The sequence below is a fragment of the Azospirillum sp. Marseille-Q6669 genome (genome assembly GCF_965111635.1).
On the sequence record NZ_CBCOOP010000002.1, the window covers coordinates 217,251 to 232,246 of the forward strand.

The 14,996-nt window shown below is 70.0% G+C and carries 15 protein-coding genes; 6 read left to right on the forward strand and 9 right to left on the reverse strand.

From position 1 onward, the window contains the following. The first annotated feature begins 57 nt into the window (after nt 1-57). The 4 genes from ACWPXE_RS12225 (at nt 58) to ACWPXE_RS12240 (ending at nt 3,728) form a co-directional block, all read left to right on the forward strand. Nucleotides 58-978, forward strand: coding sequence for a hypothetical protein (locus ACWPXE_RS12225; protein ID WP_454018091.1), 921 nt, complete (start codon nt 58-60; stop codon nt 976-978). Nucleotides 979-1,100: 122 nt separating this feature from the next. Further along, the gene (locus tag ACWPXE_RS12230) at nt 1,101-1,967 is read left to right on the forward strand and encodes an NAD(P)-dependent oxidoreductase (RefSeq protein WP_454018092.1); all 867 of its coding nucleotides are present in this window, start codon (nt 1,101-1,103) and stop codon (nt 1,965-1,967) included. A gap of 6 nt (nt 1,968-1,973) precedes the next feature. After that, nucleotides 1,974-2,729, forward strand: coding sequence for an SDR family oxidoreductase (locus ACWPXE_RS12235; RefSeq protein ID WP_454018093.1), 756 nt, complete (start codon nt 1,974-1,976; stop codon nt 2,727-2,729). Nucleotides 2,730-2,732: 3 nt separating this feature from the next. Next, nucleotides 2,733-3,728, forward strand: coding sequence for a threonine ammonia-lyase (locus tag ACWPXE_RS12240; RefSeq protein ID WP_454018094.1), 996 nt, complete (start codon nt 2,733-2,735; stop codon nt 3,726-3,728). On the opposite strand, the gene ACWPXE_RS12245 is transcribed toward ACWPXE_RS12240, so the two are convergent. Next, nucleotides 3,700-4,581, reverse strand: coding sequence for a class I SAM-dependent methyltransferase (locus ACWPXE_RS12245; RefSeq protein ID WP_454018095.1), 882 nt, complete (start codon nt 4,579-4,581; stop codon nt 3,700-3,702). The two genes, ACWPXE_RS12240 and ACWPXE_RS12245, sit on opposite strands and share 29 nt — an antisense overlap. Nucleotides 4,582-4,746: 165 nt before the next feature. After that, a complete protein-coding gene (locus ACWPXE_RS12250; RefSeq protein WP_237903857.1) occupies nt 4,747-4,887 on the reverse strand; it encodes a hypothetical protein in 141 nt (46 codons plus the stop codon). A gap of 167 nt (nt 4,888-5,054) precedes the next feature. Here ACWPXE_RS12250 and ACWPXE_RS12255 point away from each other — a divergent pair, with 167 nt between their 5' ends. Next, on the forward strand, nt 5,055-5,813 hold the full coding sequence (locus tag ACWPXE_RS12255) for an HAD family hydrolase (RefSeq protein WP_454018096.1): 759 nt from the start codon (nt 5,055-5,057) through the stop codon (nt 5,811-5,813). On the opposite strand, the gene ACWPXE_RS12260 is transcribed toward ACWPXE_RS12255, so the two are convergent. The 6 genes from ACWPXE_RS12260 to ACWPXE_RS12285 form a co-directional block, all read right to left on the reverse strand. Further along, a complete protein-coding gene (locus ACWPXE_RS12260) occupies nt 5,765-6,973 on the reverse strand; it encodes an NnrS family protein (protein WP_454018097.1) in 1,209 nt (402 codons plus the stop codon). The two genes, ACWPXE_RS12255 and ACWPXE_RS12260, sit on opposite strands and share 49 nt — an antisense overlap. Before the next feature lie 143 nt (nt 6,974-7,116). After that, nucleotides 7,117-7,683 carry a hypothetical protein gene (locus ACWPXE_RS12265; RefSeq protein WP_038528507.1) on the reverse strand — a complete coding sequence of 189 codons (567 nt, stop codon included), beginning with the start codon at nt 7,681-7,683 and terminating at the stop codon, nt 7,117-7,119. A gap of 129 nt (nt 7,684-7,812) precedes the next feature. After that, nucleotides 7,813-8,352, reverse strand: a complete 540-nt coding sequence (mog, locus tag ACWPXE_RS12270; RefSeq protein ID WP_454018098.1) for a molybdopterin adenylyltransferase — start codon at nt 8,350-8,352, stop codon at nt 7,813-7,815. 32 nt (nt 8,353-8,384) lie between these two features. Beyond that, nucleotides 8,385-9,848 carry a cytochrome c oxidase accessory protein CcoG gene (gene ccoG / locus ACWPXE_RS12275; RefSeq protein ID WP_454018099.1) on the reverse strand — a complete coding sequence of 488 codons (1,464 nt, stop codon included), beginning with the start codon at nt 9,846-9,848 and terminating at the stop codon, nt 8,385-8,387. 184 nt (nt 9,849-10,032) lie between these two features. Further along, complete coding sequence (locus ACWPXE_RS12280; protein ID WP_454018100.1) at nt 10,033-10,524, reverse strand: YbaN family protein; 492 nt, start codon at nt 10,522-10,524, stop codon at nt 10,033-10,035. An 18-nt stretch (nt 10,525-10,542) separates the two neighbouring features. Further along, nucleotides 10,543-10,968 (reverse strand): YqaA family protein, encoded by a 426-nt coding sequence (locus ACWPXE_RS12285; RefSeq protein ID WP_454018101.1) that lies wholly within the window; start codon nt 10,966-10,968, stop codon nt 10,543-10,545. A gap of 202 nt (nt 10,969-11,170) precedes the next feature. On the opposite strand from ACWPXE_RS12285, the gene ACWPXE_RS12290 reads away from it, so the two are divergent. Further along, on the forward strand, nt 11,171-13,501 hold the full coding sequence (locus ACWPXE_RS12290) for a PAS domain S-box protein (RefSeq protein WP_454018102.1): 2,331 nt from the start codon (nt 11,171-11,173) through the stop codon (nt 13,499-13,501). Nucleotides 13,502-13,512: 11 nt separating this feature from the next. Here the strand turns inward: ACWPXE_RS12290 and pyk are convergent, their stop codons facing one another. Continuing rightward, on the reverse strand, nt 13,513-14,955 hold the full coding sequence (gene pyk, locus ACWPXE_RS12295) for a pyruvate kinase (protein WP_454018103.1): 1,443 nt from the start codon (nt 14,953-14,955) through the stop codon (nt 13,513-13,515). Nucleotides 14,956-14,996: the final 41 nt, after the last annotated feature.

A 14,996-nucleotide genomic window follows, 5' to 3' on the forward strand; every position in this document is an offset into this window, starting at 1 on the left:
TCTTCGCGCACCGCCATCGCTATGGTGCGCCGGGTGCAACTGACGTCGGCGCGTTCCATGGAAACCTTGCCGTTCGAGGCCGAGACCGCTGTCGTGGTCTGCGCCGATCATGGTGTGTTCGAGCTTCTGGTCGGGCTTCTGCTGTCGCTGCGCCCGCTGGACCGCCGGCGCTACCGGGTCTGCCTGATCGATGTCGGGCTTACCGCCGCGCAACGCGATCATGTGGCGCCGCTCTGCGACCGCATCGCGCCGGTGCGGGACGATCTGGTGGTCTGGCCGCACCCGCAGCTCGTAACCCAACTGGACCGGCAGATCCCCTTCTGGAAGGCGATGCTCTGCCGCCCGTTCCTGCGCGACTATTTCCCCGGTTTCCAGTGCTACCTGCATTTGGACGCCGACGTCTGGGTTCAGAATTCCGCCGCGCTGGACGCCGCCGTCGAGGGCGTGCGCGGCGGGCGCGCCGTGATCGTCCCCGAGGCCGACGCGGCTTATCCTTTCCTGGCGTCGCACACCGCCAACGCCCATGCCGTGGCGGAGCGCACCAAGCTCATCACCCGCTTCTTCGGGGAGGAGGTCGCCGCGCTGGCCGGTTCGCTGCCCTATTACAATCTGGGCTTCTACGGGCTTCACCATGACGCGCCCCATTGGGACCTGTTTCGCGACAGCCTGCGCGACGCGACGCGGACCACCTTCCACTTCCTGTGCGAGCAGATCGTCCTGAACATCGTGATGTTCCAAGTGCGGACCACGCTGCTGCTGCCGGCGACGGCCAACTGGATGTGCAGCATGGCCGTGCCCGTGCGCGGAGCGGACGGGCTGTGGCGTTCGCCCGTCTACCCCCACACGCCGATCGATCTGCTGCACCTGACCGGCACGGACAAGCTGGAGCGCTACCGACCGCTGGGGCTGCTCTACGACGGTGGGCGCTATCTGGAGGGCATCGCCCACTTGGCGGCTCCGCACGCGCAGGTCGGCTGAGCGCCGGCCCGTCCGTCGCGGAAGCGCACAACGGCTTGACGGTCCCCGTCCCACCCCCGACACTCCGACGCAACGGCCTCGGCTGAGGGCCATGAGAGGCGGGCGAAGCCGCAGGGGGGATGATGAGCGACGCGTTGGAACCGGCCCGCAGCGCGGGCGTCGTCGGGCTCGGCTCCATGGGCATGGGGGTGGCGTTGTCGCTGCTCCGCGCCGGCTTCCGGGTCGTCGGCTGCGACCTCGACGCCGCCAAATGCATGAGCCTCGTCACCCATGGCGGGGAGGCCGCGGGCTCGCCCGCCGATGTCGGGCGCCGGGTGGACCGCGTCATCGTCCTGGTCGCCACGGCGGAGCAGGCGGAAGAGGTGCTGTTCGGCGCCGAGGGCGTGGCCGGCACCCTGGCGAAGGGTGGCGTGGTCATCCTGTCCACCAGCGTCCCGCCGGACATGGCCGCCGCCGTCGGGCGCCGTCTCGCCGAGCGGGACCTGCTGATGCTGGACGCGCCGGTCGGAGGCGGCCCGGTGCGGGCAGCGGAGGGCCGCATGGTGGTGATGGCCTCCGGCCCCGAGGACGCCTTCGCGCGGGCCGAAGACCTGATCGCCGCCGCGTCGGGCACGCTCCACCGCGTCGGCACGGAGCACGGGCAGGGCTCCGCCGTGAAGGCCGTGGAGCAGATGCTGACCGGAATCCACGCCGCCGCGGTGGCGGAGGCCACGGCCTTCGGTGTCCGCGCCGGGGTCGACCCACAGCGGCTGGCCGAGATCCTCGCCGCTGGTCCCTTCCACATCCCGTCGCAACGGCCGCTGGGCATCGTCGGGGCGGACCTGGGCCATGTGATGGACGCCGCGCGGAGGCTGGCCGTGCCGACCCCGCTGGCCGCCTCCGCCCTGCAACTCTTCACCATGGCCGCCGCGGTCGGGCTGGGACGCGAGGGCGACGGCGCGCTCGCCCGGATTTTCGACCGGCTGGCCGGCAACCATCAGGAGGGCTGACGCATCATGTCATCGACACAGAACTCCCTGGTCGTCACCGGCGGCGGCCGGGGCATCGGGGCGGCGGTCGCCCGCATGGCCGCGCAACGCGGCTACGCCGTCACCTTCTCCTACATCGGCAACGCGGCGGCGGCCGAGGCCACGTTGGCGGCGATCCGCGAGGCCGGCGGGCACGCCCAGGCGGTGCGGGGCGATGCCGCCCGCGAAGACGATATCCGCGCCCTGTTCGACGCCGCGGAGGACCGCTTCGGCCCCACCGCCGGGCTGGTCAACAACGCCGGCATCATCGGCCCCTACGGGAGGCTCGACGAGGCCGCCCCGGACGACCTGCGCCGCATGCTGGACATCAACGTGACCGGCGCGGTCCTCTGCGTGCGGGAGGCGGTGCGTCGCATGTCCACCCGCCACGGCGGGAAGGGGGGAAGCATTGTCAACGTCGGCTCCATCGCCGCCGTGCTGGGGTCTCCCAACGAGTATGTGGGCTACGCGGCCAGCAAGGGCGCGGTGGACAGCCTCACCGTCGGCCTCGCCCGCGAGGTCGCGAAGGAGGGCATCCGCGTGAACTGCGTGCGGCCCGGCCTGATCGACACCGACATCCAGATCATCCCCGGCATCGGCAACCGGCTCGACAACCCCGCCCTGATCCCGCCCGCCGGGCGCGCCGGGACGGCGGACGAGGTGGCCGAAACCGTGCTGTGGCTGCTGTCCGACGCCGCGTCCTACGTGACCGGCGCCCTTCTCAACGTCTCCGGAGGCCGCTGAGCCATGCCCGCGTCGAATTCCTTTGCCATCGGCCACCAGGACATCGTGGAGGCCGCGGCGCGGTTGGACGGCTTCGCCGTGCGCACGCCGCTGCTGGAGAACGCCCTGCTGAACGAGCGGGTCGGCGGGCGCGTGCTGTTGAAGCCGGAGGTTCTTCAGCGCAGCGGCTCCTTCAAGTTCCGCGGCGCCTTCAACCGCCTGTCCCAACTGACGCCGGAGGAGCGCCGGGGCGGGGTGGTCGCCTGGTCGTCGGGCAACCACGCCCAGGGCGTCGCGGCGGCGGCGGCGCTGCTCGGCATGCCGGCGGTCATCGTCATGCCCAGCGATGCCCCGGCTTTGAAGATCGCCAACACCCGCGGCTACGGCGCCGAGGTGGTGCTCTATGACCGCTGGACCGAAAGCCGCGAAGGCATCGCCACGGCCATCGCGGAGGAGCGGGGTGCGGCCACCGTGCCGCCCTACGACCACCCGCAGATCATGGCCGGGCAGGGCACGGTGGGACTGGAGATCGCCGCCCAGGCGCAGGCCATCGGCGCGGTTCCCGATGACGTGATCGCGCCGTGCAGCGGCGGGGGGCTGATGTCCGGGGTCGCGACGGCGGTCCGCCACACCTTCCCCGACGCCCGCCTGTGGGCGGCGGAGCCGGCGGGCTTCGACGACGTGGCGCGCTCGCTGGCCGCCGGGGAGCGGGTGGAGAACGCCGCCGGGCAGCGCTCCATCTGCGACGCGCTGCTGACCCCGACGCCGGGTGCCCTGACCTTCCCGATGATGAAGGACCTGCTGTCCGGCAGCCTCGCCGTCACCGACGCCGAGGTGAAGGCCGCCATGGCCTACGCCTTCACCGTGCTGAAGCTGGTGGTCGAGCCGGGCGGGGCGGTCGGGCTGGCCGCCGTGCTGACGGGCAAGCTGCCGGCGGCGGGCCGCACCGTCGCCGTGGTGCTGAGCGGCGGCAACGTCGACGCGGCGACCTTCACGGACGCTTTGGCGTTGTCGTCGTGACGACGTTGCGCTCCAGCACGTAATAGACGGCGCCGGGGGCGAACTTCTTGCGGACCGAGTCGCGGTGGTAGGCGATGTTCCACCGCGTCAGCGCGCAGGCCGCCTCGTCCAGCCGCACCAGCAGCGGGTTGCCGTAGGGCAGGGAAACGCCCATCAGCGGCCCCAGCCGTTCGGTCAGCGGGAAGGAGCAGAAGCGGCGCTGCCGCACCGTGAAGCCCAGCCGGGCGAAGCGCTCCTCCAGCCACTGGACGGGGAAGCCGCGCTCGTTCGCGGTCAGGCCGCGGCGGGGCCGCCGCCAGTCGCCCATGGTGCTGATCGGCTCGCGCAGGATGAACAGACCGCCGGGGGCGGTGACGCGGGCGAACTCGGCCAGCAGGGCGCCGGCGTTCGGGATGTGGTGCAGCGTGTGCAAGCAGACGGTCAGGTCGTTCGCCCCGTCCGCGCAGTCGATGCGCCCGCCCAGCGTGGGGCGGCGGTACTCGGCGGGGGTACCGGCGATGTCGGTCCGCCAGAAGCGCTCGATGGGCTCCACGGCCAGGAAGCGGTCCACCTGCCTGGCGATCGGCGCCACGTCGTCCCCCGCGGCGCAGCCGAAGGCCAGCGCCTGCCGGAAGCGCCGCCCGGCCAGGAAGCGGAAGGCGTGGCGGTGATTCAGCGCGTGGTATTCGTAGCGGTAGCTGGGCCGGTCGGGCGCCGTGCGCGCGAAGTCCTCCGCCGGGTCCCGCGCATCGACCCCGTACCAGTCGGCGATCCGGGCTGCGTCGAAGTCGTCGCCGTAGAGGGCGGCGCCGGAGAAATACTGTTCCTCGAAACTGGCGGACTCGAAACTTGCGGACTCGAAACTTGCGGTCATGGGGGCTGAGGCTCCGCTGGATGGACCGCGCGACGATAGCGCGACGGTTCTGGCGGAAACATTCAGCTTGCCCGCCTAGGACGGAGGGGCAGTCCTATGGCGGAGCGTGATCGCGGGGCGCGAAGGGAGCGCCTCCGGTCGGTGGGGCCTATCCTTAAGAGGGGGCTACAGCCGGATGTCGCTCTGGAACAGGCCGAGGTCGAGATGTTCCATCGGCACGCGGCGGGCGCGGCGGCGGCTGAAACGCTTTACGGCGTAGCGGGCGCGACCGAAGAGGGCGGCGTAGCTCTTCAACGTCTTGGGCATGTCCGTTCTTCCCAATCTGTGTAGGGGGTGAACGGATCACAGCTATGACGGGTCCATGTGACAAATTCTATCGCACCGCACACCGCGCCGAGGAACGCCGGACCGCGCCACCTGTTCGAGAAGGAATACCCCCAAAGACACGGGCAACCCATGGTGAGGAGGCGGCGATGAGCGGCGTTCTGAGGGCCGTCATTTTCGACGTGGACGGCACATTGGTCGACTCGGTGGATCTGCACGCCCACGCCTGGGTGGAGGCGATCCGGCATTTCGGCTACCACGCGGAGTTCGACGCGGTGCGCTCCCAGATCGGCAAGGGTGGGGACCAGCTGATGCCGGTCTTCGTGCCGGAGAAGGATCTGGACCGTATCGAGGACGAGCTGGACCATTTTCGGCACGAGCTGTTCGCCCGCAAATACATGCCGAAGGTCCGCGGCTTCCGCCGGGTGCGCGGCCTGTTCCAGCATCTCCACGCCGAGGGTCTGCGCATTGCGCTCGCCTCCTCCGCCAAGGGGGACGAACTGGAGCGCTACAAGCGCGCGGCGGAGATCGAGGACTTGGTGGACGTGGAAACCTCGTCCGACGACGCGGAGCGGTCGAAGCCGCATCCGGACATCTTCGAAGCGGCTTTGGAAAGGCTGGGCCTACCGGCGGCGGAGGCCGTGGTGGTCGGCGACAGCCCCTGGGACGCCAAGGCCGCGGGCCGGGCCGGGCTGACCGTGGTGGGTGTTCTGTGCGGCGGCTTCGCGGAGCAGGATCTGCGCAAGGCCGGCTGCGCGGAGATCTTCCGTGATCCGGAAGACCTCCAGCGCCGCTTCGCCACCAGCCTCATCGGGAAACGCAGCCCACGCGCCATGGGCCTTCTTCAGCCCGGTGGACCTCAGCCGGGGCGGCCGTCGGCCCGCGGGGCGAGCAGGATGGGGGCGTAGACGTAAAGGTAGCAGGCGAAGGCCGCGATCCAGGCTGCGCCCGCGCCCTCCAGGGCGGTCCAGTAGAGGCCGCCCGGCAGTTCGGGGGCCAGCACCCGCAGCAGTGCTGCGGCGGTCAGCAGGATGTAGCCGGCCACGGTCGGGCGGGTCACCACCAGCATTCGCCCGGTGTGGCCGAGCGTGGCCCGCGTCATGACGGCCAGGATCATCGTGGCGAAGGCCCCCGCCGTCAGGGCATGGACCCAGGCGGAGCTTTCCACGCCCGCCCCCAGAAGATGCGCGGCCTTCAGCGCCAGCGCCGCCGGCACCCAGGCGTAGCCGAGATGCAGCACCCACAGGATCGGCTGGTCGAGCGTCTTCGCCGGCTGCCAACCCGTCAGCCGCAGGGCGTGGGCGAGCGCCGCGACGAGCGCCAGCAGACCGGCGACGGCGCTGCCCGGCAGAGCGAGGTCGGCGGGTATCATCAGCAGGGTCGAGACGAGCGTCACCTTCTCCACCCAGGGGCGGGAGACGACGGTGCCGTCCAGCCCGCGCAGCCGCAGGGCGTTGCGGGTGAAGGCCGGGACGATGCGCCCGCCGATCACCGCGATCATCATCAGCACGATACCGATGGCCAGCGTCTCACCCAGCGCGGTGCCGCCGGACAGCACGCCCAGCCAGTCCAGATGGAACAGCAGGTTGGCAACGGTCAGCAGGCCCAGCAGCGCGAGGAAGGCGGTGTTGCGGATCTTGCCCGCCGCCACCAGCGGCCCGGCCAGCGCGATGCCGAGCGCCGGCAGGAAGGCGAGGTCGAGGATGGCCGCAACCGGCAGCGGCACGCCGATGAAGGGCAGCAGCGCCACCCGCCCGGCCAGCCACAGCGCCGTTAGACCGGCGAGCGGTAGGCCGGACAGCGCCTTGGTCCCCGTCCAACTCGGCACCGCGGTCAACAGGAAGCCGGCCACCGCGGCGACCACGAAGGCGAACAGCATCTCGTGCGCGTGCCAGGAGGCCGCCGGGACGGCGCCGTCCGGCCAGGATCCGGTCGCCAGCACGGCGATCCAGGCGGCCAGCAGGACGGGCGCGGCAAGGCCGGAGAGCAGGAAGAAGGGCCGGAACCCATAAGCGAAAATCAGGGGGACCGGAGGGCGGTCCGGCTGGTCGGCAACGGAACTGGTCATGGCGTTCCCCGCGCGTTGGAGGCATCGGTCATGCCGTCACACTGCGCCGGGGGCGGTCACCCTTCTTTGACCGCCGTCAAACAGAAACCCTCCAAACCAAAATCTGGCACGTTGGAGAAAAAGCCGCGGAGAAAAAGCCGCGGTCAGACCGTGATGCCGTTTTCGGCCATCAGGCGTTTCAGCGCGTCGCGGGCGGGCGCGTCCAGCACGGGAAGGCCGTCGCGGGCGGTCAGCACGAAAGCGCCGGGATCGGCCAGGGTGCGCAGGGCGAAACCGCCCACGCGCGGCGGGCCGCTGCTCAGCGGCGCGTCCTCGTAGATCGGCGAGAAGGTGCAGCCCAGAAGCATGGCGCGGGCGATCAGCGCCTCGTCCGACGACCCGCCCGACGCCGGGCTGTTGATGCCGAAGAGAAGCCGCTCGGCCTCGCCGCTGGTGACGAGCCCGCGTTCCTGAAGGATGTCCACCATGGCCGAGGTGGTCATCACCGGGGCGGCGCGGCCCTTCCAGCAGAAGCGCCCGTCATCCCATCCGATGTCCAGGCAGCGGTAGATCATGTGCGGATCGGCGCCGCCGGGCGACCCGGCGACGATGTAGTTGACCCGAAGCAACCCGTTCCACGCCCCGGCCGGAGCGACAATGCAGGAAACACCGCGCCGGGTCAGGCGCAGATAGGTGTCGTTGATGCCCGAAGGCTCGAAATCAAACAGCATGGCTGGCTCACCTTGATCGGGGACCCCGCTCCCCTCGAACGAAAAAGGTGAGCACGGGTTCCCGCAAGGCAACATGGCCATGCGTATGGTATTCCTCTCCGCACGCGCAAAAAGGGTATAGGCAAAAGCTCAGGACTTCGGGCGGAATGCCTTGCAGACCAATGGGTCAGTGTCGATGCGCGCCGCGCCGATCAGATCGAGGCAATACGGAATTGCCGGGAAGACCGCCATCAGGCAGTCGTGAATGGCCGAAGGCTTGCCCGGAAGGTTCACGATCAGGCTGCCGCCGCGGATTCCGGCGGTCTGGCGCGACAGGATGGCGGTCGGCACCACGGTCAGGCTGACCGACCGCATCAGCTCCCCGAAGCCGGGCATCATCTTTTCGCAAACCTGCTCCGTCGCCTCCGGCGTCACGTCGCGCGGGGCAGGGCCGGTGCCGCCGGTGGTGACGATCAGGTCGCAACGCTCCCGGTCGGCCAGCTCGATCAGGGTGGCGGCGATGCCCTCGCGGTCGTCGGGGATGACGCGGGCCACCGGCTCCCAGGGGGAGGCGACGATGCGCGTCAGCTCCTCCCGGATGGCCGGGCCGCCCTTGTCCTCGTAGATGCCCTGGCTGGCCCGGTCGGACACGGTGACGATGCCGATGCGGGCGGGCTTTGCGGAGGTCATGGGCGGCGGTCCTTATGGAATGTCCGGCAGGCTTACTTGCTGCCCGGCGCGAGGAACACGCTCTTGTAGCTGTCCCGGTCGCCGTTGTTGGTGTCGGTCAGCTGGAAGGTGACCGGGGTGGAAGCGTCCGGCACGGACTCGCGCGGCACCGTGACGTAGACGCGGTAGGTCGCCACGCTGTCCGGGGAGGCGGAAATGTGGCTGACCGCGCTGCCGCTGTCCTCGTCGCGCTCGCCCACCACCTTCACCTCGGCGCCGGCGATGCCGGCGGCAGCCAGCGTGTAGGAGCGGTCCTGGCGGGTCTTGTTGGAGACCTTGAAGGTGTAGGCGTTGCGGATGGTGCCGTCCTGCAGCGTGACGAACAGCGGAGCGCGGTCGCGCTGCACGGCGATGTCCAGCCGCGGGCGCAGCGCGTAGCTCCAGGCCATGGCGCCGGTGATCACCAGCATCAGCAGGCCGTAGACGATGGTGCGCGGGCGGATCAGCCGCCACTGGTAGGTCTTGCCCTGGGCGCGGGTGTCCTGGGCGGCCAGGCTGTCGAAGCGGATCAGCCCCTTTGGCAACTCCTGCGACACCATGATGTTGTCGCAGGCGTCGGCGCACAGGCCGCAATTGATGCAGTCCGCCTGCTCGCCGGTGCGGATGTCGACGCCGACCGGGCAGACCTGCACGCACTGGCCGCAGTCGATGCAGTCGCCGAAGCCCTTGGTCCGGCGCTCGTCCCAGCTCTGCGACTTGCGCTTCGGGCCGCGGGTGTCGCCGCGCAGCGTGTCGTAGGTGACGACAAGGCTGTGCTCATCCAGCATGGCGGTCTGGATGCGCGGCCACGGGCACATGTAGTAGCACATCTGCTCGCGCGTCCAGCCGGCCATGACGTAGGTCATGCCCGCGAACAGGGCGAAGAAGCCCGCCGCCTCATAGGTCGCGTTGAAGGTCAGCAGATCGACGGCCAAGCGCGGCGCGTCGGTGAAGAAGGCGACGAAGCCGAAGCCGGTGATGACGGACAGCGCCAGCCAGCCGGCGTGCTTGCCGGTCTTGCGCAGGACCTTCTTCGCGGTCCAGGGCGCCTTGTCCAGGCGGATGCGCTCCGCCCGGTCGCCTTCGAAGGCGCGCTCGATCCAGACGAACAGGTCGGTCCACACCGTCTGCGGGCAGGTGAAGCCGCACCACACGCGCCCGGCCAGCGCCGTCGCCAGGAACAGCCCCAGCGCGGCCACGATCAGCACGCCGGTGAGGTAATAGATCTCCTGCGGCCAGATCTCGATCCAGAAGATGAAGAAGCGCGGCGTCGTCAGGTCGAACAGCACCGCCTGGGCCGGCGCGTCGGGGCCGCGTTCCCAGCGAATCCAGGGGGCGATGAAGAAGACCGCCAGAAGCACCCAGGTCAGGATGGTCTTCCAGCGCCGGTAGCGTCCGGAGACGGCCTTCGGGTGGATCTTCTTCTGGCTTTCGAAGAACTGGATTTTCGCCGGCGTGACAGCGCTTCCGTCTGGCATATCGTCTGCCTTGGCTCCGGATAGGGACGCAAGACCGGACAATAGCGGACAGGACCCGAGCGCCTCTTGATCGGGATCAAGACGAGAACGGATTTGAAAAATCCCTATGGATAATAAGGATTTTTCAGCGGCGCTGGTGACCGGCCGGGATTGCCGGCTGTAATACGTCCATCGGCCGATTGGCTCAAGCTTCGTTTCGCAATGCGGAAACGTTTCCGTCCTCCGCCGCCACCGCACTGTCGAGTGCCGCATCCTCCGCTGCCGGAGTGGATGGGGAGGGGCGGGTGACGATGTAGACGGCCACCGCCGCCATGCAGGTGCCGGCCAGGATGGGAACCAGCGGGCGGCTGGCGGTCAGCACCACGATCGCCCAGCTCACGCTCATGCCGATCAGCGCCGCCGCCTTCGCCTTGCGGGGGATCGCCCCCTCGGACTGCCAGTCGCGCAGCAGCGGGCCGAAGCGCGGGTCGCGGTACAGCCGGTCGCGCAGGGCGGGGCTGCTCTTGGCGAAGGCCCCGGCGGCCAGCAGAAGGAACGGGGTGGTCGGCAGGAGCGGCAGCACGGTGCCCGCGATGCCCAGCCCGACCGCGGCGTAGCCCAGCGCCAGCCACAGCCGGCGCCGCAGGGGGGAGGCGCAGACGGGTGCGTCCTCCACAAGGGCGGTCTGGTCGTCCATGGGGTGAATGTAGGACGCTCACACGGCCAGGACCAGCACCGCGTAGCGGGCCGCCTTGCCCGCGGTGACCAGCAGCAGGAAAGCCCGGATGTCCACCCGCAGGATGCCGGCCACCAGAGTCAGCGGATCGCCGATGAAGGGCATCCAGGCCAGCAGCAGCGACCAGACCCCGAAGCGTTGGTACCAGCGGGTGGCCCGCGCCACCATGGAGGCGGGAACCGGGAACCAGCGGCGGTCCTGGAAATGCATCAGGTAGCGCCCGAGCGCCCAGTTGACCACGGACCCCAGCACGTTGCCCGTCGTGGCGAACAGCAGAAGCGCCAGATGGTCGTAGTTGCCGGTGGCGTGCATGCCGACCAGCAGGATTTCCGACTGGGCCGGAAAGATGGTTGCGGCCAGGAACGCGGTCAGGAACAGCCCGCCGTAGGCGGCAAACTCGGACATGCGGCGGTCGGTCCTTCCGGGCCGGGGGGTGGCGGAGGCTAGAACATGGGTGCGCATACAGGAATGCGGGAGGCGCCATGGTGCAGCCGCGATAAACTGGTGTAGATTCATTTTGTATGAATTCGCAGCGGATGGACTCGGAACGCCTGACCAGTCTCATCCGGCGGGCGTCATCTTTGGGAATGAAGGGGAGTGTTCGCGGATGGCCGCTGCCGGCCTTGCCCGCTTCGATGCCGACGGGCGCCTGATCTGGGCCAACGCCGTGTTCCGGGCGTCGCTGGGCGGTTGTCCGGGGGACAGCCTCGACGCCCTTCTGGGGGCGCTTCCGTTGCGTGGGGACGCTGCCGCGGTGGCGGACCGGTTGCGTGCCGGAGAGACGGTGGCGCTTGCGGCTGCGCCGGGTGAAGGACGCGGACTCCTGATTCCGGCGGAGGGCGAGGGCGGCGAATTGGTGTTGACCCTTGCCGGTGATGGCGGCGCCCCGCAGGAGGATACCGGCTTCTTCGGCCTGGAAGACCTGCTGGGCGACCGGGCCGGCGAGGCGGAGCGGGCGATCATGCAGGCCATCGCCGTTCCCCTGGTGGTGACCCGGCTGTCGGACGGCTTGGTGATGGCGGTCAACCAGCCCGCCGGCTTGCTGTTCGGGGTGCCGCTCGACGACGTGGTCGGGCGCAGCTTCGCCAAGGCCTACTACACCGAACCGGCGGAGCGGGACCGGCTCCTCGTCGCCCTGCGCGACGGTGCGGGCGGCGTGGACGGCTTCGAGACCCGGCTGTGCCGGCCCGACGGCAGCGACCTCTGGGCGATGGTCTCCGCCCGGCGGTTCCGTTTCCGGGGCGAGGAGGCCATGCTCGCCTGCATCAGCGACATCTCCGCCCGCAAGCGCACCGAACAGGCGCTCGAAGCCCAGTGGGACCAGAGCCGGGCGGTCCTGAACGGGCTAGGCCAGGGTGTGATGGCCTTCGACCGGGGGCTTCGGCTGGTCGCCTGGAACGGGCGTGTCACGGAGTTGCTGGGGGTGGAGCCGGAATTCCTGAGCTATCACACGCCCTACGCGGCCATTGCCCGGCGGGTTGGGCAGGGGGTGGCCTTTGGGCCGGTGAGCGTGTGCCCCGACGCCCTGACCGGGTCCGGGACCGGCCCGTCCGCGGCCCTCGAGGTGCCGCTTCCCGCCCGCACCGCCCCGGACGAGCGGTCCTGGGAGTGCACCCGTTCCGACGGTCATGTGCTGGAATGCCTGATCCGGCCTCTGCCCGACGGCGGATTCGTCGTCACCTATACCGACGTGACCGAGCGGCGGAACGCCGAGCGGGAGATCATCGCCAGCCGGGAGCTGTTCGAACTGGCGATCCGGGCGGCGCGCGAGGGGATCTGGCAATGGGACGTGCGCACGGGGGATTTGTGGCTGTCGCCCTACTGGTGGGGAATGCTCGGCTACGGCGAGGACGAGATGGTCAACACCGCCGCCCGCTGGACCGAGCTGATCCTGCCCGAGGATCGCGAGTTGTCGGCCCGGATGGCCCGCGACCTGATCAACGGCGCGATGGGCGAATGCCAGTTCATCCTACGCTTTCGCCACAAGCGCGGCACCGTGGTTCATATGCTGAGCCGCGCCATCCGCGTTCTTGGTCCGGACGGCGAGCTGTTCCGCATCGTCGGTTCGCACACCGACGTGTCGGACCGCGTCCATGCGGAGGAGCGCGCCCACGCCGCGCGGGAGGAGGCCGAACGCGCGCTCCATGACTTGAAGGAGGCGCAGGCCCATCTGATCCAGTCCGAGAAGATGGCGGCGCTGGGGTCGCTGGTGGCGGGGGTGGCGCATGAAATCAACACCCCCATCGGCATCGCCCTGACCGGCGCCTCGCTGATGGCGGAACGGACCCGGGTCATCCGGCGCGATTTCGAGGCGGGAACGCTGCGCCGGCCCGACTTCGCCGATTTCCTCGACATGGCGGGGGAGGCGGCGCACCTGATGCTGCTGAACATCGACCGCGCCGCCCAGCTCATCCAGAGTTTCAAGCAGATCGCCGTCGATCAGGCGAGCGAGGAGCGCCGCGTCTTCGATCTGCGCGACTACATCGACGAGGTGCTGCGCAGCCTGGGCGTCCGCATCAAGCGGGCGGCCCACGGCGTGGAGGTGGATTGCCCGGCGGATCTGCTGATCGACGGCTATCCGGGCGCGCTCAGCCAGGTGCTGACAAACCTCGTGATGAACTCGATCATCCACGGCTACGCCCCGGGCCAGCACGGGACGCTGCGCGTGACTGCGCGCGCGGTGGGGGGCGACGAGGTGGAGCTGATCTATGCCGACGACGGGCGCGGCATCCCGTCCGAACTCCATGGCAAGGTGTTCGAGCCCTTCTTCACAACCAGCCGCGGCACGGGCGGCAGCGGGCTGGGGCTGAACATCGTCTACAACATCGCCACCCGCCGGCTGAGGGGCCGCATCGCGCTCGACAGCGCGCCGGGCCGCGGCGCGGCCTTCACCCTGCGCTTTCCCCGCGTCGCGCCGGCGGAGCGTCCGCCGGCCTGACGGCTTTCCCCTTACTGCGCATCCACCCAGGCGATGCGCAGGATGTTGGTGTTGCCGGGGGTGCCGAAGGGAACGCCGGCGGTGATGACCAACCGCTGCCCCTCCACCGCCAGCCCGTCCTCGTAGGCGCAGCGGGCGGCCTTCTGGACCATCTCGTTGAAGTCGGCGACGTCGGCGGAATGCACGCTGTGCACCCCGTAGGCGAGCTGGAGCCGCCGCGCCGTTTCCAGGTTGGAGGTCAGGCACATGATCGGCACCTCCGGCCGCTCGCGGGCGGCGCGCAGCGTGGTCGAGCCGCTGGTGGTGTAGGTGACGATGGCCGCGGCCTGGATGGTGTGGGCGACCTGCCGCGCCGCCGCGGTGACGGCGTCGGTCGAGGTCTGCTGCGGGTCCGGGTGCTGGGCGTCGGTGATGGTGCGGTAGAGCGGGTCCTGCTCGACCCGGCGGGCGATGCGGTCCATCATCGACACCGCCTCGATGGGGTAGGTGCCCGCCGCGGTCTCCGCCGACAGCATCACCGCGTCGGCCCCGTCATAGACCGCGGTCGCCACGTCCGACGCCTCGGCGCGGGTCGGGGCGGGGGCGCCGATCATCGACTCGAGCATCTGGGTGGCGACGATCACCGGCTTGCCGGCCTTGCGCGACTCGCGGATGATCCGCTTCTGGATGCTCGGCACGTCCTCCGCCGGCATCTCGACGCCGAGGTCGCCGCGGGCGACCATGACGCCGTCCGACAGTTCGACGATGCGCTCCAGATGCTGGATGGCCTGCGGTTTCTCCATCTTCGACAGCAGGGCGGCCCGCCCGGCGACCAGCTTGCGCGCCTCGGCCACGTCCTCCGGCCGCTGCACGAAGGACAGCGCCACCCAGTCCACCCCCTGGTCGAGCGCGAAGGCCAGATCCTCGTGATCCTTCGGAGTGAGTGGCGTCAGCGGCAGGACGACGCCCGGAACGTTCACGCCCTTGCGGTCGGACAGGCGGCTGCCGGATAGCACGACGCAGTCGGCGTGGTCGGGGCTGCAATCGACGACGCGCAGGCGGACCTTGCCGTCGTCCACCAGCAGCTCGGCTTCCGGCTCAAGCGCGGCGAAAATTTCCGGGTGGGGGAGGCCGACACGGGTCGCGTCGCCCGGCTTGGTGGAGAGGTCGAGGCGGATGCGGTGCCCCGGCTCGACGGTGATGGGGCCGTCGGCGAAGGTGCCCAGCCGCAGTTTCGGTCCTTGGAGGTCGGCCATCACCGCGATGGGATGATCCAGTTCCGCCTCCAGCGCGCGCAGCGTGGCGAGGCGCTGGCCGTGGTCCTCGTGCGTGCCGTGGCTGAAATTGAGGCGGAAGACGTCCACGCCCGCCTCGAACAGCGCGCGGATCATCTCCGGCGTCGCGGTGGCCGGCCCCAGCGTGGCGACGATCTTGGTCAGGCGGAAGCGCCGGAAGGGGATGCCTTTGCGGGTCATGGGTCTGCCTTCTGATATGTTCCGTTCGGGGTGTTCCGTTC

Coding starts and splice junctions, on each gene's coding strand:
- ACWPXE_RS12250 (WP_237903857.1), bottom strand. CDS start 4,887: ATGCCCAAGACGTTGAAGAGCTACGCCGCCCTCTTCGGTCGCGCCCGC.
- mog (WP_454018098.1), bottom strand. CDS start 8,352: ATGACCTCCGCAAAGCCCGCCCGCATCGGCATCGTCACCGTGTCCGAC.
- ACWPXE_RS12285 (WP_454018101.1), bottom strand. CDS start 10,968: ATGTCCGAGTTTGCCGCCTACGGCGGGCTGTTCCTGACCGCGTTCCTG.
- ACWPXE_RS12235 (WP_454018093.1), top strand. CDS start 1,974: ATGTCATCGACACAGAACTCCCTGGTCGTCACCGGCGGCGGCCGGGGC.
- ACWPXE_RS12225 (WP_454018091.1), top strand. CDS start 58: ATGGAAACCTTGCCGTTCGAGGCCGAGACCGCTGTCGTGGTCTGCGCC.
- ACWPXE_RS12280 (WP_454018100.1), bottom strand. CDS start 10,524: ATGGACGACCAGACCGCCCTTGTGGAGGACGCACCCGTCTGCGCCTCC.
- pyk (WP_454018103.1), bottom strand. CDS start 14,955: ATGACCCGCAAAGGCATCCCCTTCCGGCGCTTCCGCCTGACCAAGATC.
- ccoG (WP_454018099.1), bottom strand. CDS start 9,848: ATGCCAGACGGAAGCGCTGTCACGCCGGCGAAAATCCAGTTCTTCGAA.
- ACWPXE_RS12265 (WP_038528507.1), bottom strand. CDS start 7,683: ATGCTGTTTGATTTCGAGCCTTCGGGCATCAACGACACCTATCTGCGC.
- ACWPXE_RS12260 (WP_454018097.1), bottom strand. CDS start 6,973: ATGACCAGTTCCGTTGCCGACCAGCCGGACCGCCCTCCGGTCCCCCTG.
- ACWPXE_RS12290 (WP_454018102.1), top strand. CDS start 11,171: ATGGCCGCTGCCGGCCTTGCCCGCTTCGATGCCGACGGGCGCCTGATC.
- ACWPXE_RS12245 (WP_454018095.1), bottom strand. CDS start 4,581: ATGACCGCAAGTTTCGAGTCCGCAAGTTTCGAGTCCGCCAGTTTCGAG.
- ACWPXE_RS12255 (WP_454018096.1), top strand. CDS start 5,055: ATGAGCGGCGTTCTGAGGGCCGTCATTTTCGACGTGGACGGCACATTG.
- ACWPXE_RS12230 (WP_454018092.1), top strand. CDS start 1,101: ATGAGCGACGCGTTGGAACCGGCCCGCAGCGCGGGCGTCGTCGGGCTC.
- ACWPXE_RS12240 (WP_454018094.1), top strand. CDS start 2,733: ATGCCCGCGTCGAATTCCTTTGCCATCGGCCACCAGGACATCGTGGAG.